Annotated in this window: 22 protein-coding genes and 1 riboswitch; of the genes, 17 read left to right on the top strand and 5 right to left on the bottom strand. The window is 47.5% G+C overall.

Features of this window, described 5'->3' with window-relative positions:
* Window positions 1–40: 40 nt before the first annotated feature.
* The 5 genes from HQN90_RS34365 (at window position 41) to HQN90_RS34385 (ending at window position 4,081) form a co-directional block, all read left to right on the top strand.
* Complete coding sequence (locus HQN90_RS34365; protein WP_173227375.1) at window positions 41–685, top strand: MOSC domain-containing protein; 645 nt, start codon at window positions 41–43, stop codon at window positions 683–685.
* Window positions 682–1,293, top strand: a complete 612-nt coding sequence (gene mobA, locus HQN90_RS34370; protein ID WP_173227376.1) for a molybdenum cofactor guanylyltransferase — start codon at window positions 682–684, stop codon at window positions 1,291–1,293. The genes HQN90_RS34365 and mobA overlap by 4 nt, the downstream gene beginning before the upstream one ends.
* 65 nt (window positions 1,294–1,358) lie before the next feature.
* Window positions 1,359–2,363, top strand: coding sequence for a GTP 3',8-cyclase MoaA (moaA, locus tag HQN90_RS34375; RefSeq protein WP_173227377.1), 1,005 nt, complete (start codon window positions 1,359–1,361; stop codon window positions 2,361–2,363).
* Window positions 2,364–2,389: 26 nt separating this feature from the next.
* Window positions 2,390–3,652 carry a molybdopterin molybdotransferase MoeA gene (locus tag HQN90_RS34380; RefSeq protein ID WP_338042424.1) on the top strand — a complete coding sequence of 421 codons (1,263 nt, stop codon included), beginning with the start codon at window positions 2,390–2,392 and terminating at the stop codon, window positions 3,650–3,652.
* Between the two features lie 213 nt (window positions 3,653–3,865).
* Complete coding sequence (locus HQN90_RS34385; RefSeq protein ID WP_079414371.1) at window positions 3,866–4,081, top strand: hypothetical protein; 216 nt, start codon at window positions 3,866–3,868, stop codon at window positions 4,079–4,081.
* Between the two features lie 195 nt (window positions 4,082–4,276).
* On the opposite strand, the gene HQN90_RS34390 is transcribed toward HQN90_RS34385, so the two are convergent.
* Both HQN90_RS34390 and HQN90_RS39125 read right to left on the bottom strand, forming a co-directional pair.
* Window positions 4,277–4,603, bottom strand: a complete 327-nt coding sequence (locus HQN90_RS34390) for a hypothetical protein (protein WP_173227378.1) — start codon at window positions 4,601–4,603, stop codon at window positions 4,277–4,279.
* 132 nt (window positions 4,604–4,735) lie between these two features.
* Entirely contained in the window at window positions 4,736–5,521 is a 786-nt protein-coding gene (locus HQN90_RS39125) for a stalk domain-containing protein (protein WP_246362975.1), read from the bottom strand.
* Window positions 5,522–5,533: 12 nt separating this feature from the next.
* Window positions 5,534–5,686, bottom strand: a riboswitch (cyclic di-AMP (ydaO/yuaA leader).
* Window positions 5,687–5,846: 160 nt separating this feature from the next.
* Here HQN90_RS39125 and HQN90_RS34400 point away from each other — a divergent pair.
* From HQN90_RS34400 to lepB, 6 genes are all read left to right on the top strand, one after another.
* Window positions 5,847–6,143, top strand: a complete 297-nt coding sequence (locus HQN90_RS34400) for a hypothetical protein (RefSeq protein ID WP_173227379.1) — start codon at window positions 5,847–5,849, stop codon at window positions 6,141–6,143.
* Between the two features lie 28 nt (window positions 6,144–6,171).
* Window positions 6,172–6,813, top strand: a complete 642-nt coding sequence (locus HQN90_RS34405) for a PspA/IM30 family protein (RefSeq protein WP_173227380.1) — start codon at window positions 6,172–6,174, stop codon at window positions 6,811–6,813.
* A 187-nt stretch (window positions 6,814–7,000) separates the two neighbouring features.
* Window positions 7,001–7,663, top strand: a complete 663-nt coding sequence (liaF, locus tag HQN90_RS34410) for a cell wall-active antibiotics response protein LiaF (RefSeq protein WP_173227381.1) — start codon at window positions 7,001–7,003, stop codon at window positions 7,661–7,663.
* A gap of 25 nt (window positions 7,664–7,688) precedes the next feature.
* Window positions 7,689–8,753, top strand: coding sequence for a sensor histidine kinase (locus HQN90_RS34415; protein ID WP_173227382.1), 1,065 nt, complete (start codon window positions 7,689–7,691; stop codon window positions 8,751–8,753).
* A 42-nt stretch (window positions 8,754–8,795) separates the two neighbouring features.
* Window positions 8,796–9,443, top strand: coding sequence for a response regulator transcription factor (locus HQN90_RS34420; protein WP_216855547.1), 648 nt, complete (start codon window positions 8,796–8,798; stop codon window positions 9,441–9,443).
* Window positions 9,444–9,471: 28 nt separating this feature from the next.
* Window positions 9,472–10,020 (top strand): signal peptidase I, encoded by a 549-nt coding sequence (lepB, locus tag HQN90_RS34425; RefSeq protein WP_173227383.1) that lies wholly within the window; start codon window positions 9,472–9,474, stop codon window positions 10,018–10,020.
* Between the two features lie 78 nt (window positions 10,021–10,098).
* On the opposite strand, the gene HQN90_RS34430 is transcribed toward lepB, so the two are convergent.
* Window positions 10,099–10,818 (bottom strand): flagellar filament capping protein FliD, encoded by a 720-nt coding sequence (locus tag HQN90_RS34430; protein WP_173227384.1) that lies wholly within the window; start codon window positions 10,816–10,818, stop codon window positions 10,099–10,101.
* Between the two features lie 166 nt (window positions 10,819–10,984).
* On the opposite strand from HQN90_RS34430, the gene HQN90_RS34435 reads away from it, so the two are divergent.
* Complete coding sequence (locus HQN90_RS34435) at window positions 10,985–11,431, top strand: GNAT family N-acetyltransferase (RefSeq protein WP_173227385.1); 447 nt, start codon at window positions 10,985–10,987, stop codon at window positions 11,429–11,431.
* A 69-nt stretch (window positions 11,432–11,500) separates the two neighbouring features.
* On the opposite strand, the gene HQN90_RS34440 is transcribed toward HQN90_RS34435, so the two are convergent.
* Window positions 11,501–11,866 (bottom strand): LSm family protein, encoded by a 366-nt coding sequence (locus HQN90_RS34440; protein WP_173227386.1) that lies wholly within the window; start codon window positions 11,864–11,866, stop codon window positions 11,501–11,503.
* A 182-nt stretch (window positions 11,867–12,048) separates the two neighbouring features.
* On the opposite strand from HQN90_RS34440, the gene zwf reads away from it, so the two are divergent.
* From zwf to HQN90_RS34465, 5 genes are all read left to right on the top strand, one after another.
* A complete protein-coding gene (gene zwf / locus HQN90_RS34445) occupies window positions 12,049–13,584 on the top strand; it encodes a glucose-6-phosphate dehydrogenase (protein ID WP_173227387.1) in 1,536 nt (511 codons plus the stop codon).
* Between the two features lie 103 nt (window positions 13,585–13,687).
* On the top strand, window positions 13,688–14,758 hold the full coding sequence (locus tag HQN90_RS34450; protein ID WP_173227388.1) for a metallophosphoesterase family protein: 1,071 nt from the start codon (window positions 13,688–13,690) through the stop codon (window positions 14,756–14,758).
* 42 nt (window positions 14,759–14,800) lie between these two features.
* Window positions 14,801–16,384, top strand: coding sequence for a peptide chain release factor 3 (locus HQN90_RS34455; RefSeq protein WP_173227389.1), 1,584 nt, complete (start codon window positions 14,801–14,803; stop codon window positions 16,382–16,384).
* 153 nt (window positions 16,385–16,537) lie between these two features.
* The gene (locus tag HQN90_RS34460) at window positions 16,538–17,800 is read left to right on the top strand and encodes a glycosyltransferase family 4 protein (protein WP_173227390.1); all 1,263 of its coding nucleotides are present in this window, start codon (window positions 16,538–16,540) and stop codon (window positions 17,798–17,800) included.
* Window positions 17,742–18,497, top strand: a complete 756-nt coding sequence (locus HQN90_RS34465; protein WP_173227362.1) for a YheC/YheD family protein — start codon at window positions 17,742–17,744, stop codon at window positions 18,495–18,497. Before HQN90_RS34460 ends, HQN90_RS34465 begins: the two co-directional genes overlap by 59 nt.
* Here HQN90_RS34465 and HQN90_RS34470 read toward each other — a convergent pair.
* Complete coding sequence (locus HQN90_RS34470; protein WP_173227391.1) at window positions 18,484–19,842, bottom strand: putative bifunctional diguanylate cyclase/phosphodiesterase; 1,359 nt, start codon at window positions 19,840–19,842, stop codon at window positions 18,484–18,486. The genes HQN90_RS34465 and HQN90_RS34470 overlap by 14 nt on opposite strands.
* Window positions 19,843–19,897: the final 55 nt, after the last annotated feature.

The raw sequence follows: 19,897 nt of genomic DNA on the forward strand, positions 1-19,897 counted from the left end.
AGTAAAGCTAAGAAACTTGCTTGGAAATGAGGAAATCGTGATGGAAATCGTATCTGTGAACGTTGGCTTACCTCAATCAATTGTATATCAAGGAAAAGAGCTGGTTACGGGGATATACAAAACTCCGGTCAGCTCATCTTTGTTTGTATCCAAGGAACAATTGGAAGGGGATGGGCAAGCGGATTTGGAAGTCCATGGTGGACCGGACAAAGCGCTTTGTGTCTACCCGGTGGAGCACTACGCATTCTGGGAGCAGGTGCTGGGTCAAACGCTGGAAGCGGGTACGTTTGGTGAAAATCTAACGGTGCGTGGTCTGGTTGAAACGGAAGTTTGTATCGGTAATACGTATGCGATCGGAGAAGTTATCGTTCAAATCACGCAGCCCCGTCAGCCATGCTTCAAGCTGGCTAAGCGTCTTGATTTGGGAAATGCTGCTTTGCAAATGCAAGAAACCGGGTATACCGGATATTATTTTAGAGTGCTGCAAGAAGGCAGCTTTTCTAAAGATTCTAAGCTGAAATTGATCTCTAAGGATGAAGCGGGAATTACTGTTGCCTATGCCAATCAAGTGAAGTACCATGATAAAACGAATGCTGAGGCGATCCTTCGTGTCGCGCAAACACAAGCTTTGTCAGCAAGTTGGAAAAAATCTTTTTTGAAGCGGCTAGTGGAGCTTCAAGCATGATAACAGGAGTGATTCTAGCAGGAGGGCTCAACCGACGTATGGGAGGAAAGCCGAAGGCGCTTTTACCTGTGCAAGGGGAGCCTTTGCTCGTTAGGCAGCTGAAGGAAATGTCGAAGATCTGCAAGGAAATCATTGTTGTATCGAATGAACCGGAGATCTTGCATCCTCATATCTTAGGTGTATCCGGTTTGAACGTCCAGTGCATCAGAGATCATTATGTACAAAAAGGACCGCTGAGCGGCATGCATGCAGCTTCGCTGGAAGCGAGGGAGCCGCTGCTGTGGGTCGTCGGGTGTGATATGCCGTTTATTTCAGCCAAGGCTGCTTGGGTCATGGGAGAGTTGTGCCAAGAAGCGAACAGGGATGCTGTTATACCTAGCTTAGAAGGAAGAATTCATCCGCTTCATGGTGTCTATACAAAACTAATTGGTTCAGAAGCGGAATTGCTGCTGAAGCAAGAGGAGTATCGGTTAATGGGCTTGTTGGATCATATTGACTGGCAGTCTGTAGAGAAAGACTTTTTTGAAAAGCATGAGATATCTACTCATTTCGCAACGAATGTGAATACACCCGATGACTACGAAGAGATGTTAGTTAATCTATCATAAACTATGAAATCTAGGATTTTGTAAGAAAATATGCCATAATGGTTGGAGAGAGAAGGTGACCTCCGATGCCGAAGCAGTTAATGGATCGCTTTGGACGCATGCATGATTACTTGCGTATTTCTGTAACTGATCGCTGTAATTTACGATGTGTCTATTGCATGCCTGAAGAGGGAATGGAATTTGAACCTGATGAAAAGCTGATGACCTTTGAGGAGATTGCCGAGGTTGTCCGAGTGCTCGCAGGACTTGGCGTGCGCAAACTGAGATTAACCGGTGGCGAGCCTCTTGTACGTAAAAACTTGGAGCAGCTGATCGGAATGCTTGCGCAGATTCCCGGGATTGAAGATATTGCATTGACAACGAATGGGATTTACTTTGCTTCACGAGCGGAAAAGCTGCGTGCAGCAGGGTTAACCCGTGTAAATATTAGCTTGGATTCTCTTAAAGCGGATCGGTTCTCTTTGATAACCAGAGGCGGTGATATTCGTCGTGTCCTGGCTAGCATTGAAGAAGCATACCGTGTGGGCATTACGCCAATTAAGCTGAATGTCGTCTTGATGAAAGGCATCAACGATGATGAGATTGAGGATTTCTTGCAAATGACGATTGATCGTCCCATTCAGGTGCGATTTATTGAATATATGCCGATTGGTCATCAGGATGAGAACTGGAAAGCCCGCTATCTATCTCTGACTACGGTGCTGGATCGCTGTAAAGAAAAAGGTTGGAATGCGACAGCTTCCGACGCGGTTTATGGGAATGGTCCTGCTCAGAATTATCGTATTGACGGGGCACTTGGATCATTTGGGCTGATCCATCCGATTAGCGATCATTTCTGCGAGACCTGCAATCGTCTGCGGATCACGGCTGATGGCAACGTGAAGCCATGTCTTTACTGGTCAGATGAATTCAATGTACGTAAATATATTGGCAATAATGAGGCTGTGGAAGATTTATTCTTCCGCGCGCTGGATATCAAACCGCAAAATCATGAGATGGCGCAAGCGCTGATGAATGAGGAACAGTCGCACACACCGACGCTTCGCAGAATGTCACAGATTGGCGGATAACGATAGGCTAGGAGGAACAGACGTTAGTGAACAGCGATACGAAACTTAGATTCGGGCGAAACGTGATTTCTGTTGAGGAAGCTCGAAGCCTGCTTTATGAGTATGTTAATCACATGGAAGCAGAGTCTGTTTCCCTAGCTTCTGCCTTCGGCAGAAGGCTGGCTGTAGACATTTATGCGGATCATCCTGTACCTCATTTTCGCAGGTCGGGTGTTGATGGCTATGCGGTTTGCGCTGAGGATATCGCGCAGGCTTCGCCGGAGCAGCCCGTCATGCTGCGCGTGATTGAGCGTATTCCCAGTGGTACGGTTCCCCAGTGGAACGTCCAAGTAGGACTAGCCGCCCGGATTATGACAGGCGCTCCTGTTCCAGATGGCGCGGATACCGTCGTGATGCTGGAGATGACGGACTTGCTGCAGGATGAAGGCAGGAATGCGAGTTCTGTTCGCATCAAAAAAAATGTTCAAGCCGGCAGCAATATTACCCCGATAGCCGGTGAAGTTGCTCAAGGCGAGTTGTTGCTGGAGAATGGGACACTGATTGGCCCTGGGGAAGCCGCGATATTGGCTACATTCGGCCATGCGGAGGTACCGATCTATCGGAAGCCGAGGGTCGCTATTTTCTCAACAGGATCAGAATTACTGAACGTCGACGAAGCGCTGCAGCCAGGACGTATTCGCAACAGCAACAGCTATATGCTGGCTGCTCAAGTAGAAGCAGCTGGCGGATCTGCTGTTATTATGCAGGCTCTTTCCGATGATCCCCTTCAAGTAGAAACGGCCTTGCGGGAAGCACTTGGTCAAGTAGATTTGGTATTGACCTCCGGCGGCGTTTCCGTTGGGGATTATGATGTGCTTGTCGATGTCTTTGGTCGTTTTGAAGGCAAGCTGCTGTTTAACAAAGTTGCTATGCGGCCAGGTACGCCAACGAGTGGAGCTATATGGAACAATCGGCTGCTGCTGGCCTTATCTGGGAATCCTGGCGCCTCTTTCGTCGGATTCGAGCTGTTTGCCAAGCCTATGATTAAGGCTATGTCTGGCTGCAAGGCGCCTTGCTCTGCGGCAATATCGGCTTTTTTGGATGTTGATTATGCTAAAGGCTCAGCTTACCCGCGTTATGTAAGAGGGACAACGCTTGTCAAGGATGGCTGCTTGAGAGTTAGGCCTTCCGGTATTGATAAATCGAGCATAATGGTCTCCATTAAAGATGCGGATTGTTTGATCTATCTGCCTGCCGGAGGCCAAGGTTTTGTACGAGGAGAAGCTGTTCTTATATATCCGATTCAATAGACAAAAAAGCCGCAAACGAGTACGACTCGCTTACGGCTTTTTGTTTGATTTTAATGTGTATGTGTTTCTAGTTAAAAACCGATAAGATTAATAGGTATTTAGGGAATAATTTTATAATATATCATGAAAATCAGGGTAAATGCAAGAAAAAGATTGATTAATTGAGGGAAGTATAGTATTTTTTAGAAGAGTAAAATTAGAGGAGGAAGTAAAATGGAAAAAATGTGTATGCAAATGATGATGAACATGTGTATGGACGACATGATGAGCCGTATGAAGTCTATGAAAATGATGATGAACACAATGAAAGACATGAACATGATGGAAAGCATGGACATGGACAGCATGATGATGAACATGCAAGAGTGCGATGAAATGATGACAATGATGATGAATATGATGCGTGAAATGAAACAAACAGCCATGTAAGACGATTGGCATAAGAATCTCCCAAATTCTTATGAAAACCAGACGGCAGAGCAGTCATCTGCATGCCATTCACAACGAACCAGCTAACCATGCCAGTGGAGCTGACCTCTTCAATGCCTTCATGGCAAAACAGTCCTCTGTATGCCATACTCAACTTCTATTTTTTATCCCGTCCGAACATTCTAATACAAACCCCTAAGCCTTGTTAGCTTTAATCAATTTCACAATTTCAAGTCGTTGCAGCTTGAGCTCCCATACTTTTTCTCTTAATTGCTCTTCTTCCGTGGAGTTCTGCTTGTGATCTTTCAATTGTTGAAACAGCTTCAGCATATTTCGGTTGATGGAATCAAACATTTGCCACAATTGAAATTCAAAATGACGTGTCAGATGATGTTCGAATTGCTGCAGTGTTTGCAGGATTTGTTGCTGCCATTCCGTATCTCCAAGTGCTAGAGCATAATTGTATAGATCAAGATGATCGTTAATCCAGGTTTGGGCGATGGGGTGTTTGTAAGTAATCATCTTGAACAGCTCCTTTGTATAAACCTTATACCGAGTATTATACTAGGAATTATAAGGATTTCAAGTGGGAAAATAAAAAAAGCCGGATTTTGAGAGAAAGTTCTCAAAAATCCAGTTTGTATTGGTTTCATTTTATTCAGCTAATTTAAATACTTTAATGGTTTGGATTCCGAATTTTTTTAATGTTTGTTGAGAACCTGGCACAAAGATATCCAGATGCTTTCCTTTGACAGATCCGCCTGTATCGGTTGCGTAAGCATACATACCGCCTGCTGGAAGACCATTAAACGTATAACCTTCTATATAGAGCTTAGACCCAAGTGGTATCACAGAAGGATCAACCGCTACTGTTCCAATGGATAGAGGATTGCCCATAAAGTCGAGTGCAGCGTAACCGCCATTCTCTGCCGGATCTGCAGAATAGACCGTAGATTGAAATAATTCATAATCAGGTGCATGATGATTGCCGTCTTTGCTCAATATCGCTAATTTACTGCTCGGATCCCACTGTACGGGGATATCAGATGCATTGCTTAGAAAACGAAGCGGCACATAAACACGGCCATCTTGGAATTCAGCATGTGTGTCCATCGTGACTCGGTTATTATCGATTTCAGCTTCTTTTTGCCCGGAAACCAAGGTGATTGTGTGTTTGTCGTTATTCAGCGTGACTTTGACTTGGTCGCCTTCTTTTTGCCATTGAACGTCATACCCCAGCTTCTCGGTAACGAAACGAACGGGCACTTGTGTAGCATGATTGTCATCCAGATACGGCTGTGCATCCGGGAATTGAATCAGGTCGTCATTGACTTGCACTTTCACATCCATCTCGGCCGCATGTGCAGAAAATGGGGAAAGAAAGCCTCCTGCCAAGACTGTCAAGGACACAGCAAGGCTAGTTAACCCTTTTGTAAGCATATTCAATTGGTGAGCCTCCTTCATTTGAGCCTTCGAGGTTAGTTGACGGGTTCGGGAAGAAGGTTCTCCCTAGTCTGCTCTCCTTCAAGAGCAAATATTCACCCCAAGTAAATCGTCCCCCGTACCGGCACTTTGTCTGTGCACCGGACTCGGCTTCAGATAGTTTAACATTGATCATCCACGCGGAACAACGACCAAAATATGGATGGTCTGATTGTTATACTGGACTTAGGTCTAGGAACAAAACAGTCGCGAGTCCGTTTTGACGGGAAGATGTTTCAGCTAAGATAGAGACATGAAGAACACGTGAAGGGCGGTTGGCAAGATGAGGTTGGATCGATCGAAAGGATTGGCTTTGCTAATGATAGCAGCAGGTTTTCTCATTTGTTTACATCAATTTGGTCACTTTATGGGGTGGCTAATCCCTATTTCGATGGTTGGGTTAGGCTATGTGGGCATCAGCTATGGCAGGAAGGTTGGATGGTTGATCTTCGGACTAGGTGCTTTGATTCTGACGATTAAATTATCCGGATTACTGGTACTTGCCTTCGCTGTCTGGATGTTCGTATATGGCATTCGCTTGCTAAAGCGACAACAAGTTTCGTCTAACCACGAATTTTAATCAATAGGAACACTGGGGGTGTGGCATAATGAGCATATTGAATCGGATAGGTAAAATGGCGGAAACGGCTTGGCAGGAAACAGCCTGCAAGCTTGATCTGCATGAACGTGGGGGCAACGGTTCAAGTAATGAAGCAATTGAAGCGCTGGAGCAGCGTTACCAGGATGCGCTCCAGCGAACGATAGAGCTGCGGCGGCAGAGCGTAGACGCCGAGGAGATGGCGCAGCTGCGCGGCGAGCAAGCGGAGCTGGCGATGCGCGCTGGCGAAGAAGATCTCGCGCGCATGGCACTGCAAGAGAAGCTGCGCGAGGAAGGCGCTGCCCAGCACTACCGCGCGCAGTACGCGAGCAGCCAGGACTTGTGCCTGGCGCTCGCTGAGGAACTGCGCGAGCTGCGTGCAGGGCACGCAGCCACAGGCGGGCAGCCGGAAAGCGAGCTGCCCCCGAAGGACGCTCGCGACACATGGCGCGAGCTGGAAGTCACCGGCCGCGAGCTTGGCCGGGAAGCGCTGCAGGGGCTCCGCGAAGCGGGCCGCCTGTCGAAAGAGACGCTGAAGGAAGCCGGCGGCAACCTTCAGCAGGAGCTGCGCACGCTGCGCGGCAAGCTCCAGCAGGATTGGCAGCAGCACCAGCGCTCCAGCGATGAGCAAGACCCGCGCGGCAAGAAGTAGGCCGCGTGTTCCTGTCTAACGCCGTTGCCAAGCTTACGGCGTGCACGGATCATAGTCGATGACCATCCTCCAAGATTCACGAAAAAGCCTTGCGGATTAAGGATTTTCATCTTGGAGGCCGTCCATTCTTATGGTATGCTAGGAATCTATATCAACTATTATAATGGCAGCCAGAGGAGGTGCAGCGATGGGTGAAGAAACCAAAAATAACCGCAGCCGGAATACAGCATTAGTGCTGATTGGAGCCGGTCTTTTTTTGCTTCTTGATCACACGATAGGCTTTTTCCCCATTCTTGCGATAATCCTCGTCTTGCTTGGTATTCATCGAGTCCGTTCACGTAAAGAGCGCAAGGGCTATGTGTTGATCGGGATCGGAGCCGTGATCTTGTTTGGTGATCATATTACGATTGTGTTGTCTATTGTTTTGATTTCGCTAGGCTTGTTTTTCATAAAGTCTAAGCAGGTTCATAAGGATGACACGTACATTCAAAAACAGAAGCTGATGGACAGCGTTCGTCTAGGCCGTGAGCCTTGGATTTTGCGAAATAGCTCGACTTGGTACATTATCGGGGAAACCTATATTGATCTTTCCCTGGCGATATTGGAGCAGAGGGAAACGACGGTTATTTTTCAAGGCATAGTGGGTGATGTGGATATTAAGGTTCCCGATGATATTGGGATCTCTGTTACATCTTCCGTTACCTTTGGACAAATTCAGGTCGGCAACGAGCGTGAGTCCGGTGTGATGAATAAGCTGACTTGGCAGTCCGCAAATTATGAGCACTGTGACCACCGAGTGAAACTTGTTCTTTTTTACATCGTAGGAGATATCAAAATCAAAGTATTGTAACGATAACAAGGAGGTTCAGCACCTATTGGACGGCTATAAAAGACGGTTAACGAATATGATATGGCGCAGTATGGCTGAATCGATCATCTTTAGCTTTGTTGTATTCGGCGCTATTATTTATTTTTTGCAATCACGTGACTTGATTGTGCCCTTTACGAGCTGGCAGGAGGGCGTTAAATTTACCTTTATGGCGATTGTCGTCATAGCTGGCATAGGCGCCGGATATGGCTATTGGAACAGCAGCCGGATTACAAGGCGACTTGAGCCCATGATGGAAACGATGATTTTGTTGGAAAAAGGAACGTTTACCCGCGATGGCTTCCAGAACGGAGAAGATGAGATCGGTCGCTTGGGTGAGCAGCTGGGCCGTATTATGAAGCGTTGGGAAGAACAGGTCACTTCCTTGCAGCGTTTATCCAATGATAATGCGGAGCTTGCCGAGAAGGCGAAGCTTTCTGCCGTTATTGAAGAAAGACAGCGCTTGGCACGAGAGCTTCACGATGCTGTAAGTCAGCAGTTATTCGCCATTTCGATGACGGCAACGGCGGTTGGGCGAACCTTGGACAAGGACTTCGAGAAAGCGAAGCGGCAAATTCATCTCATTGAGGAGATGGCTTCTGTGGCGCAGTCGGAGATGAGAGCATTGCTGCTGCACTTGCGCCCGATTCATCTCGAAGGGAAACGACTGTCAGAAGGGCTTGTAGAGCTGCTCAAGGAGCTCGCGGCTAAGGTTCCGATGGCGATTACGTGGGATATGGACGAAGAAATTCGTTTAAATAAAGGGATTGAGGATCATTTATTCCGGATTGTGCAGGAGGCGCTCTCGAATGCTTTGCGTCATTCCAAGGCGAATAAGCTGGAAGTGAAGCTGCTGCATCGTCCGGACGGTGTTCGTCTGGCCATTCGTGATGACGGAATCGGGTTTGAACTGGATGCTAAGAAACTGACCTCCTATGGCATTGTCTCTATGAAGGAGCGGGTGAATGAAATCGGCGGTTCCGTAGATATCATTACCGCGCCGGATCGCGGGACACGCATTGAAATTCGCGTGCCTATCCTGGCTACAGAATTAGCGCTTGAAACGACGTAGATAATGATGAACACTTTATTTTCTTAACGAGAGGAGAAGCAAATGGACGACACTTTGATTAAAGTTTTGCTTGTCGATGACCATGAAATGGTAAGAATCGGCCTTGCCGCCGTGTTAGGAACAGAGGATGGCATCGAAGTGGTCGGTGAAGCAAGCAATGGACACGATGGTATTCGGCTTGCCCAAGAATACCGGCCTGATGTTGTCCTCATGGATTTGGTCATGGAAGGCATGGACGGTATTGAAACGACGAGGAGGCTGCTGCAATTGTATCCGGATTGCAAAGTCATTGTGTTGACGAGCTTCCTGGATGATGAGAAAATGTATCCAGTGATCGAAGCTGGGGCTTTCAGCTATTTGCTGAAAACGTCCCGCGCTTCCGAGATTGCTCAAGCGATAAGAGCGGCAGCCAAAGGGCAGTCCATTCTCGAATCGCAAGTGGCTTCGAAGATCATGAACCGGTTTCGTCAGCCGAAGCCTGTCGCGGAGCCTCATGAGGATTTGACCGAGCGGGAAATGGAAGTGCTGCGGTTGATTGCCAAGGGCAAGTCGAATCAAGAATTAGCGGATGATTTATTTATCGGTGTGAAGACAGTTAAGTTTCATGTCACGAATGTACTGGCCAAGCTTGGTGTAGAGGATCGTACTCAAGCCGCTATTTATGCATTCAAACATGGTTTGGCTGAGTAGCATCGAAGCTGCAAGGGAGCGATAAGGGATGAATTTATTAAAGCAAATTTGGAGCTGGTTTGGTTCCATTGCGATTTCGTTTATTTTGGTCGTATTTCTTGGTGTATTCGTGTTCCAGTCCACGAAGGTGATGGGACATTCGATGGACCCAACGCTTCATGACAGCCAGCGTGTGTATGTATCCAAGCTCTCTCATACATTTAGTTATGAACCCAATTATGGTGATATTGTCATTATCGACTCGAGGGTTGATATGAAGCGAACGTTCAAGAACGATTTGCTCGACAGCCCCTTGCTCAGCTTGTTTACCAAAGGTGACGACAAACATGTCTGGATTAAACGTGTAATTGGCAAGCCAGGAGATCAATTAGAGCTCAAGGACGACAAGATGTATCGGAACGGCCAGCTGCTCGACGAGCCGTACATCAACGAAGCTATGAGAGCCAACGGCAACAAGCAGTGGACGGTGCCCGAGGATCACGTGTTCGTGATGGGAGACAACCGCAACAACAGTATGGACAGCCGAGTAATTGGATTTGTGCCGCTGGATCATGTGTTAGGCAAAAAGCTTTTCTGATGCCAAAACAGCCCTCAAGATGAACATGCAGGAGCATGAACCATCACGAGGGCTGTTTTTGGTTTGGCATTTTCGCTGTTACATCTGGGCATCGAGGAGAAGACCACTCATCGGAACCGGCAAATACGCTTGAAGCTTAGCGCGATATTGGCCGTAAGGCTTAAGCTCGGAGCTGGACAGCTGGAAGAGGGATTCCGCCGGAAGCTCCTGCAATTGTCCAAGCGAGTTGGCGAGGGACGCGGCGAAGCTCGTGATGCTGCCGAGACTTTTGCGAAGGGAGCCTGCTGAATGGTTGATCTGTTGCTCCAGCTCTTCTTCGTTCAGCTCCAAGGTCCCGTCATCAAGCTGGGTAATTCCAAGCTCTTGCAAGGAATACGGCTTAGCTGCTTGTTCCAGTCCATTGAGCAGAGAGCGGTTCAGGTATTCCGGTGAGTTGCTTAGACTATGTTGAAAGGCATTATAGGTATCTACAAATTGGCGTATAGGCTCTTTGACGGTCTCGCTATCTGTTTCTTCCAGATAGGATGCTGTAAAAGCGGAAAGGGCAGGCAGGCGAGTATTGACCAAGGATTGCGCAGATTGTTTAACAACCTGAGCAGACTGAATAAATCCAGCTACGTCTTGAGCTGCTTTTTGGGCGAATTGCTTATAGGGCAGTCCTTCGTAGGGCATATTCAAAGAGCCCTTTATCGTCGTTGAATTACCGCCGGAGACGCCGCGGACTGCGCTGACACGATAATAGTCCTTATGGGTTTTATAGCTGTTTACAGCCATGATCGGCAGATAGGCATTGATCATTCAAAACACCTCATTTTCGCTTATGTATAGTATAGCATTCGTAGTGACTGGGGTAAATTGGAATTTGTCTTGCAGGAACAATTCGGAAAGTATTGAACCCAGCGGAGTCAATTGCGCGATAACCGACATAAGATAGCATTATTGCTTCTTGTGGAGGCGGTGTCAGATGATTCGTAAACGATTGACTTCCATTGACGATCGGTCCATCCATCGATTGGTTATTGAACAGTTAGTACCCTTTTCCCGACTATATGACACAAGCGCTTCCGTAACTTTTTCGGACATACGCAAGCGGTTGAACCATAACAAAACATTTGTCCTAGCCAAAGGGTTGAAACAGCCTTTCGGTTTCATTTCCGTTATTCGCAAATCACACACGCTATTCATTGATATGCTGGCTATTGACGCTCGCGAGCAAGGAAAAGGCTGGGGGAGTGATCTGATGAAGATGGCTGAGGACTATGGCAGAAGCGAGCGCTGCCGTACGGCTGAGCTTTTTGTTGATGAAAGCAACCCCAAGGCGATTGGCTTCTACGCAAGCAAAGGGTATCAGATCAAGGATTATCTTCCTGAACTTAGCTGCTACAAGATGAGCAAGCGTATCGCCCGCTAATTGGCGAGATAGCTTGAAAGTGGGCTGTCTTCTTCAAGTAGAAGTTCTACTTAAGAGACAGCCCTGTTTTCATTCACTGAAAATCGCTGCAACGCGATCAAGCGGAATTTCGAGGGCTCCTAATGGACCGGGTGCAGGGCCGAAAAGGGGGAGACCGAAGAACGAATATCCGATCGGAGGCTCATTCAGAGCCGGATTTGAAGAGACCGTTTTGGACTGCTTTGTTTTTACAGTTTTGGCTGTGGATTTGCCTCTTTTTTTGGTGGAGTTGAGCTTGGGACGGGCTTCTTCGTTGAGGATCAAGTTGTTTTTGTCCAGGCGGCTGAGAACACCGAAAATTTGTGAACCATCGTTCAAATAAATAAGGACGGGTTTCCCGCAAAGGCTGCGGCAGGACTTTGCCGTTATCGGATGAATGGGTTGCATGTGAATCATGGCACCTCCGTTTTGTTATGTACTGTAGCCTATTCGGTACCGATGAGATCGGTATAGACAGATGACTATTTTTATATAAGAAATTGTTATTAATAAAATACTCAGAAAAGTTGAATAGCTTGCCTATTTTAGGTATGCTAAGCTTATTGACTTTATCCTAATAGAGAAAGAATGATGAATAGATGAGTGGAGCTGTATTTTACATTTTTGGAGCAACAGGAGATTTGGCCAAAAGAAAGCTGTTTCCAGCCTTTTATAGCCTCTACCGTGAAGGCAAATTAGGTGAAAATTTTGCTGTGGTGGGTCTGGCCCGCAGACCACGGACGAACGATCAATTCCGTGATGACGTGAAGAATTCGATTGAAGATTTTGCTCGTTACAAAATCACGGACGAAGGCGAATGGGATCGTTTCGCGCAGCGCTTTGAATACATGTCCTTGGATATTAACAATGTTGCGGGATTCCATGATTTGAACGTACTCACGAACAAGCTGGATGAGAAGTATCAAACAGGCGGCAACCGCTTGTTCTATCTGGCCTTGGCACCTGAGCTGTTTGGCAACGTTTCATACAACTTAAGCGAAGGCGGCTTGCTGGAAACCAAAGGTTGGCACCGTCTTGTCATTGAGAAGCCTTTCGGCTACGATTTGCCGTCGGCAGAACGCTTGAATGCTCAACTGCGTCAAGTATTTGAGGAAAAGGATATTTACCGTATCGATCATTACCTGGGCAAAGAAATGGTGCAAAATATCGAATTCGTACGTTTTGCGAATGCCTTCTTTGAACCGCTTTGGAACAATAAATACATAGCTAATATTCAAATCACGCTCAGTGAGACCGTTGGTGTTGAAGAGCGCGGTGGTTACTACGATCATTCCGGAGCACTGCGAGATATGGGGCAGAACCATATGCTGCAAATGCTCATGATGATGGCTATGGAGCCGCCAAGCCGCCTGCATCCGGAAGATATCCGTGATGAGAAGGTAAAGGTTCTGCGTTCCCTGCGCTTATTCGAATCCGGTGATGATGTACGTGCCAATGTGGTGCGTGGGCAATATGCGGGCGGGTCCAGCAGAGGCAAGGATCTTCCGGCGTATCGCGAAGAGGATTCGGTTAATCCGGAATCGACGACGGAAACTTATTTTGCTGCTAGAGTGCACGTGGATAATTTCCGTTGGGCAGGCGTTCCTTTCTACATCCGTACAGGGAAAAGGCTGCCGGTCAAAACGACGGAGGTCGTTGTTGAATTCAAAAACATCCCGAATAACGTTTACTTAGCCAAAAAGCATGATTTGGAACCAAACTTGCTTGTTTTCCGTGTGAATCCGATGGAAGGCATTTATTTGAAAATGAATGCCAAGCAGCCAGGATCCGAGGGTGTCATCGTGCCTGTGGCGATGGATTTCTGCCAAAGCTGCCAGATCGGGATCAACACGCCGGAAGCTTACGAGCGGTTGTTGTATGATGCTACGCGTGGGGATTCGACGTACTTCACCCGTTGGGATGAGGTTGCGCTTGCTTGGTCTTATGTTGACCGCATCGCAGCGGCTTGGGCTGAGCAATCCAGCGATTTGAAGCACTATCCCGCTGGTTCATGGGGACCTGTCGAAGCAACAGAGATGCTAAGTCAAGATGGCTTCAAGTGGTGGCCGATTAACGGTCAGCATGAAGGCGAAGTTGATTGGGCTGCTGTTCAGAAAACGACAGTTTTAACCTAAGACGACAAGCATATTATCCAACAGGGCGACTCTGCCTGTTGGATTTTTTGTGGTATAATAGCGATTACGGAGTAAATCTTATTAGTATACTTGGGGTGCGTTTATGTCGCGAAGAGCTTTTATCAGATGGCTGCTTGCAATCGGGGCCGCGTTGGTTGGATTAAGTGCCTTTTTTAGTCAAAAGGTGAAGCAAGCATTTCTGCAGGAAGATCAGGCTGCTGGTTCTACGATAATGCCCGAGCCTGCTCAAGCTGTAGCGCAAACGACGGCAGAACCTTTGCCAACGGGCCCGCTGATGTCTTATTTTATTCTAAGCGATCTGCATGTTAGTGTTGGTGATCCGTCGACAGGGAAGAAATTGAAGCAAGCGTTGGATGATATCACGCATTTCGACGGACCGGTGGATGCCATTATGCTAACCGGCGATTTGACGGATACGGGTACGGAACGAGATTATAAAGAGCTGCGTACCATTGTAAGTGAATATAAACTTCCGCCTGTTCATGGGAACATGGGAAATCATGACTATTACACGATCTGGATCAACAAAGCGAATAACTGGGATCAAGCGGCTGTCCCGAACGGCAAGAGTGATGCCATGAGCAGAGAGCAGTTCAAGAAGCATTTTGGCTATTCGCAAGTCTACAATGACTTTACGACCAAAGGGCATTCGATTCTGCTGCTTTCACAAGAAGCTTATGTGCAGGAGAAGCCTGAAGTCGGTGAAGGTGCATGGTATTCTGATGAACAGCTGGCATGGTTTAAGGAGCGGGTGAAGAGCTTGTACAAGCCGGGAAGGCCGCTGTTCGTCATGACGCATCAACCGCTTCCGCCCAGCGGTACAGATGGGGGATCGCATCAATTAATACGTGCCATCCAATTCCGTGAGATTCTGAAGCCTTATAAGAATGTTTTCGTTTTCTGCGGACACCGCCATCAGGATTTCCAGAATGGGACACCGCATTATGTGCAAGAAACATTCCATTTTTTCCACAATGCTTCCGTGGGAAGAACATTAAACCGCGCTTATCAACAAGAAGCCAAGACGAAGGCACAGGGCATGTATGTACAGGTGTTTGCCGATAAGGTCGTCGTGCGAGGCAGAGAATTCAGCAATCGTACGTTCCTTGAAGAAGCGAATTGGAGTATCAATTTGCAGAAAGCTCAAGCGTAAGGTTAAGCATTTATGTAAAAGAAGAAGGGAATAAACTAACAAATGACAACGCAACTGACCAAACTTCTCGAAACGGAAGTCGCCAAGCGACGCACGTTCGCGATTATTTCTCACCCGGATGCGGGGAAAACGACACTGACAGAGAAGCTGCTTTTATTCGGAGGCGCGATTCGCTTAGCTGGTACAGTGAAAGGCCGCAAGGCGAGCAAGCACGCTACATCGGACTGGATGGAGATTGAGAAGCAGCGTGGAATCTCGGTTACGTCCAGCGTTATGCAGTTCGACTACGAAGGTCATCGTGTGAACATTCTGGATACACCAGGTCACCAAGACTTCAGTGAGGACACCTACCGGACACTCACTGCCGCCGATAGCGCCGTCATGCTCATCGACGTGGCCAAAGGGGTAGAGACACAAACGAAGAAGCTGTTCCAGGTGTGCCGGTTGCGCGGTATTCCGATCTTCACGTTCATTAATAAGCTGGACCGTGAAGGACGCGATCCTTTTGAACTGTTGGAAGAGCTCGAGGAAGTGCTGGGCATTCGTTCTTATCCGATGAACTGGCCGATTGGTTCGGGCAAACAGTTCTGCGGTGTGTATGACCGCGGCAAATCGCAATTAGAGCTGTATCAAGGCGATGACCACAAAGACATTCAAGTTCGCAAGGTAGATGGTGTTGACGATCCTTTAGTCAAGCAGATTGCCGGTGAATTTTTGCATAAACAATTAAGTCAGGATATCGAATTGCTTGATGTAGCTGGCGATCCTTTTGATATGGAGAAAGTGCTGAAAGGCGAACTGACACCCGTATTTTTCGGAAGCGCAGTGAACAATTTCGGTGTGCAGACGTTCCTTGAGAATTTCTTGCAGCTTGCTCCCAAGCCGGAACCGCGCAACAGCACAGCAGGTGTCATTGAGCCAACCAAAGAGAAGTTTTCCGGTTATGTATTTAAAATTCAAGCGAACATGAATCCGGCTCACCGTGACCGTGTAGCTTTCTTGCGTATCGTATCCGGTAAATTCGAACGCGGGATGTCCGTGAAGCATGTTCGCATCGGCAAAGATATTAAGCTTGCGCAGCCGCAGCAATTTTTGGCGCAAGATCGAGATATCGTAGAAACAGCTTTCCCTGGCGATATTATCGGATTGTTCGATCCCGGCATTTTTAGAATCGGCGATTCCTTAAGCGAAGGGGAAGAGATTGTTTTCGATGAGCTGCCGACCTTCTCGCCGGAGCTGTTCAGCAAGGTTTCGATCAAAAATGCGTTGAAGCAAAAGCAGTTCCTCAAAGGGATCGATCAGTTGACTGAAGAGGGAATGATCCAAGTGTTTACGACATTTGGCTTCGAGGACATGATCCTTGGCGTCGTAGGGCAGCTGCAATTCGAGGTGCTTGAGCATCGGATGCGATCTGAATATGGCGTAGATATTCTTTTGCAGCGCCAAAACTACCAGTTCGCACGTTGGATCGTGGACGAGAAGATCGATCCAGGTAAGTTCCGCATCAATTCCCAGCTAGTGAAAGACAAAAAAGGCAACTACGTGGGCTTGTTCGAGAGCGAGTATGCGCTGAGATCTTCCATTGAGAAGAACCCGACGGCCAAGTTTTTAACGAGCGCGCCATAACACATAGCAATCAAGATGAGGCTAGCCCCAGATCACCATCTGGGGTAAGGCCTCTTCTTTCATTTTAGGGTCGCCAATGGACAGTTTGCTTCATACAATAGGTACGGGTAAAAGTAATCACGAAGTCGACTGTTTAAGGAAGTGAACTCAGAGATGCATCTCTTGATTATTGCTCCTGAGCAAATCCCAGTACCCCCCATTCTGGGTGGTTCCGTCGAAATATGCATAAATGCTATTGCTCGCGAGCTCGCCAGGCACCACCCGGTTACCGTTATATCGCGGCAGCATGCATCGTACAGCAGAGTGAGCAGAGAAGGCCAGCTCACGATTATCAGAGTTCCGTCAGGGAAATCAACGCGTTATATGAATGAAGTGATTAAGGCCATCCAAGGCAAGTCGTTTGATTGGATTCAAGTGGATAACAGACCCCGCTATGCGGCTGCCATCAAGAAGCATTTCCCGCATACACCGGTTTCTCTCTTCATGCACTCTTTGACTTATGTAAGGCCGCCTTATGCGCGGGTTGCCAGCTGCGCGAAGCAATTAGCGAAGGTGGATTGGATTATAGCTAACAGCAGCTCACTGGAACAAGAGTTGCGAAGACTTTATCCGACACAGACCCGTCAGCTTCACAAAATTCATCTCGGCACCGATGTAGCTAGATTTTGTCCTAACTCAACAATGAGCGTCAGGCGCTTGAGAAAAAAATATCGTGTCAGCAGCGGCTTCCAGGTTCTTTTCGTAGGGAGATTGATTAAGCGCAAAGGGATATCAGAGTTGATACGTGCTGTCCATATGGCGAGGAAATCAGCTCCTCAGGTAAAGTTGTTAATTGCGGGAGGGCAGCAAGGCAAAGGCTATAAGGCTGCGCTGCAAAAGAAAGCGAAAAGGCTTGCTGTGCCTGCGAAATTCTTAGGCAATATCCCGCATCGAAGGATGCATCATATCTATGGCCTTGCGAATTGTTTCGTCTGTCCGTCTCAGAAGCATGAGGCATTCGGACTTGTGAACGTAGAAGCGATGGCCTCTGGACTTCCTGTTATTGCCTCAGCCATTGGCGGGATCAAAGAAGTGATTCGGCATGAGCATAATGGCGTTCTAATTGACTCGTTCCGAGATCCGCGCGCATTCGCAAGGGGCATCGTTGCAGTCGCCACACAGAAAGCATGGGCGGAGGACTTAGCGAAGCAAGCGCGGAATGATGCCGTGGAACAATTCAGCTGGCAGGCCACAGCACAATCATTGGCCGACTTCTATAGAATGAAGCTGGAGGAGAAACATGAAAAAGATAGGAAAGAAATCGAGTGGAATCCGCTATTCCAGATACGTCATGAGCAAAATGAGGAAAACGAAGGCAGTGGAAGCGAAAGCGTCGCTCCGGCAATATGTGCCGACAACGAAACGAATGACGCATGAATCCCTAAAGCAGATGCTTGCTCAGCATAAAATGATTTATATCAAACCGGATATTGGGATGTTTGGAAACGGCGTTATCCGTGTAGAACAGACTGAAGCCGTGGCGAGGAAAGAGAAGGAAAAAGAAGAAAATAATGTTGAGTCGCTGTATGCGTATCAGTCTGGCGTGAAGGTGAGAAAGTTCAAAACTTTCGATGAGATGTATGCTTCCATCATTAAATTGACGAAAAATCGGCCTTATTTAACTCAGAAAGGGATTCATCTGCTCAAACACAAAGGGAACCGATTCGATCTGCGCGTCATGGTTCAGCAGACGCCGACGCGTGCTTGGGAGACGACTGGTGTCATTGGACGCGTTGCGCATCCGAGCAAAATCGTGACCAATTTCCATAATGGGGGAACCTTGAAATCGGTGGAAACGCTGCTGCGAAGTTATTTGCCCGTAAGTCAGCGCAAAGGGTATGTGAAGAAGCTCCAAGTGCTCGGTCAGCAGGTAGCACAGGCGATTAATTCGCGGTATAAAGGGGTTAAAGAAATCGGTGTGGATGTCGCACTGGATCATGAGCTGCATCCATGGATTCTAGAAGTAAATACGAGCCCGGATCCTTATATTTTCCGGCGTTTGAGCGACAAAAGCATTTTCAACAAAATGAGACGCTACGCGAGAGCCTACAACAGACCGGTTAAGAAATCATAACCGGTCTGTTGTATTGGTTAAAGCTTTGTTCAATGTCGAAGACAGAGACGGGTGGACTTAATAAATAACCCTGAATCGTCGTGCAGGTGGTTTCTTTCAAGATGGCGAGCTGGCTCAATTCTTCAACGCCTTCGGCAACCACTTGCACATTCAGTGCATGTCCAAGGTGAATGATCGCATTGGTAATGGCCAAGTCATCTTTATTAGACTGTATATTTTTGACGAAGGAGCGGTCAATTTTCAAACAATGAATAGGGAAATGCTTCAAGTAATTAAGGGAGGAATAACCAATACCGAAGTCATCTATGGAGATGGAAATGCCCATCTTGCAAAGCTTGTCCAGGACAGCAACGGTAGTCTCCATATTCTGCATGATCGAGCTTTCGGTGATTTCGAATTCCAAATAAGAAGGATCAATGCCAGTTTTTTCAATGATGTGGATAGCCTTGTCCGAGAAGTGCTCATCCTGGAACTGGCAGGGCGAGATATTGACGGCAATCTGATAGTTTAAAATGCCAGCTTCGAGCCATCTTACCTTCTGCAGGCAGGCCTCCCGGAGCACCCACTCGCCCAGCGGCAATATCAAGCCGCTTTCTTCGGCAAGCGGGATGAAATCGTTTGGCGCAATGAGGCCAAGCCTAGGATGGTTCCATCGTACCAAGGCTTCCAAACAAATGATGTTGCCTGTTGAGAGTTCGAGTCGCGGCTGATAGTAGAGAATAAGCTCATTCTCTAGAATGGCTTGGCGCAGCTCGGTTTCCATCTGGATATGATTAACGGACGTTAGCTTGTTCAGCGAGTTGTAGGCTACATGTTTGTTTTTGCCCGTATGTTTAGCGGCTAGCAAGGCTTGATCTGCTTGATGCAAGCTTTGTTCAATGGAAGCTGAGGATTCAATGAAGCTTGATCCTATGCTGACGTTGATATAGCACATCTGCTCCATGACGTTAAATGGCATATGAAAGAGGTTTTGTACACGTTGTATGATGGGGGAAAGCTGATCTTTCCCGTCGGCACGCATCAGAAGTCCGAATTCATCATCGCCTGTTTGAACGATAAGATCACAAGGGGAAAGAGTTTGCAGTCTGCCTGCGATTTGTTGGAGCAGAAGATCTCCATAGGTATAGCCAAGGGAGAAATTCACTTGTCGAAAACGATCAATGTCAAGAAGCAACAAAATACGCAAAGGCAAGGGGGATGTTGTTCTATGGTGACGTCGCATAGTTTTGCGAATCGCGTCTTGAAGCTCAAGCCGATGGTGGATGCGAGTGACTTTAGGGGTGCTCCGCAGAGTACCTAGGGTTGTTGCTGTGGCCAAGTGAAGAAGGCGCCAGACTGCTTTCATTGCGATCACTCATTCCCACATCATAGTTGTAGCTTTCACCTTTATCATAAAACGA

It is taken from the genome of Paenibacillus alba (genome assembly GCF_013204855.1).
Lineage (GTDB): Bacteria > Bacillota > Bacilli > Paenibacillales > NBRC-103111 > Paenibacillus_E > Paenibacillus_E alba.

Bases quoted from the DNA above. Each gene is read 5' to 3' on its own strand.
- HQN90_RS34400 (WP_173227379.1), top strand. From the start codon at position 5,847: ATGAGGTTGGATCGATCGAAAGGATTGGCTTTGCTAATGATAGCAGCA.
- HQN90_RS34455 (WP_173227389.1), top strand. From the start codon at position 14,801: ATGACAACGCAACTGACCAAACTTCTCGAAACGGAAGTCGCCAAGCGA.
- mobA (WP_173227376.1), top strand. From the start codon at position 682: ATGATAACAGGAGTGATTCTAGCAGGAGGGCTCAACCGACGTATGGGA.
- moaA (WP_173227377.1), top strand. From the start codon at position 1,359: ATGCCGAAGCAGTTAATGGATCGCTTTGGACGCATGCATGATTACTTG.
- HQN90_RS34405 (WP_173227380.1), top strand. From the start codon at position 6,172: ATGAGCATATTGAATCGGATAGGTAAAATGGCGGAAACGGCTTGGCAG.
- HQN90_RS34435 (WP_173227385.1), top strand. From the start codon at position 10,985: ATGATTCGTAAACGATTGACTTCCATTGACGATCGGTCCATCCATCGA.
- HQN90_RS34365 (WP_173227375.1), top strand. From the start codon at position 41: ATGGAAATCGTATCTGTGAACGTTGGCTTACCTCAATCAATTGTATAT.
- HQN90_RS34450 (WP_173227388.1), top strand. From the start codon at position 13,688: ATGTCGCGAAGAGCTTTTATCAGATGGCTGCTTGCAATCGGGGCCGCG.
- zwf (WP_173227387.1), top strand. From the start codon at position 12,049: ATGAGTGGAGCTGTATTTTACATTTTTGGAGCAACAGGAGATTTGGCC.
- HQN90_RS34470 (WP_173227391.1), bottom strand. From the start codon at position 19,842: ATGAAAGCAGTCTGGCGCCTTCTTCACTTGGCCACAGCAACAACCCTA.
- liaF (WP_173227381.1), top strand. From the start codon at position 7,001: ATGGGTGAAGAAACCAAAAATAACCGCAGCCGGAATACAGCATTAGTG.
- HQN90_RS39125 (WP_246362975.1), bottom strand. From the start codon at position 5,521: ATGCTTACAAAAGGGTTAACTAGCCTTGCTGTGTCCTTGACAGTCTTG.
- HQN90_RS34440 (WP_173227386.1), bottom strand. From the start codon at position 11,866: ATGATTCACATGCAACCCATTCATCCGATAACGGCAAAGTCCTGCCGC.
- HQN90_RS34390 (WP_173227378.1), bottom strand. From the start codon at position 4,603: ATGATTACTTACAAACACCCCATCGCCCAAACCTGGATTAACGATCAT.
- HQN90_RS34420 (WP_216855547.1), top strand. From the start codon at position 8,796: ATGGACGACACTTTGATTAAAGTTTTGCTTGTCGATGACCATGAAATG.
- lepB (WP_173227383.1), top strand. From the start codon at position 9,472: ATGAATTTATTAAAGCAAATTTGGAGCTGGTTTGGTTCCATTGCGATT.
- HQN90_RS34430 (WP_173227384.1), bottom strand. From the start codon at position 10,818: ATGATCAATGCCTATCTGCCGATCATGGCTGTAAACAGCTATAAAACC.
- HQN90_RS34385 (WP_079414371.1), top strand. From the start codon at position 3,866: ATGGAAAAAATGTGTATGCAAATGATGATGAACATGTGTATGGACGAC.
- HQN90_RS34460 (WP_173227390.1), top strand. From the start codon at position 16,538: ATGCATCTCTTGATTATTGCTCCTGAGCAAATCCCAGTACCCCCCATT.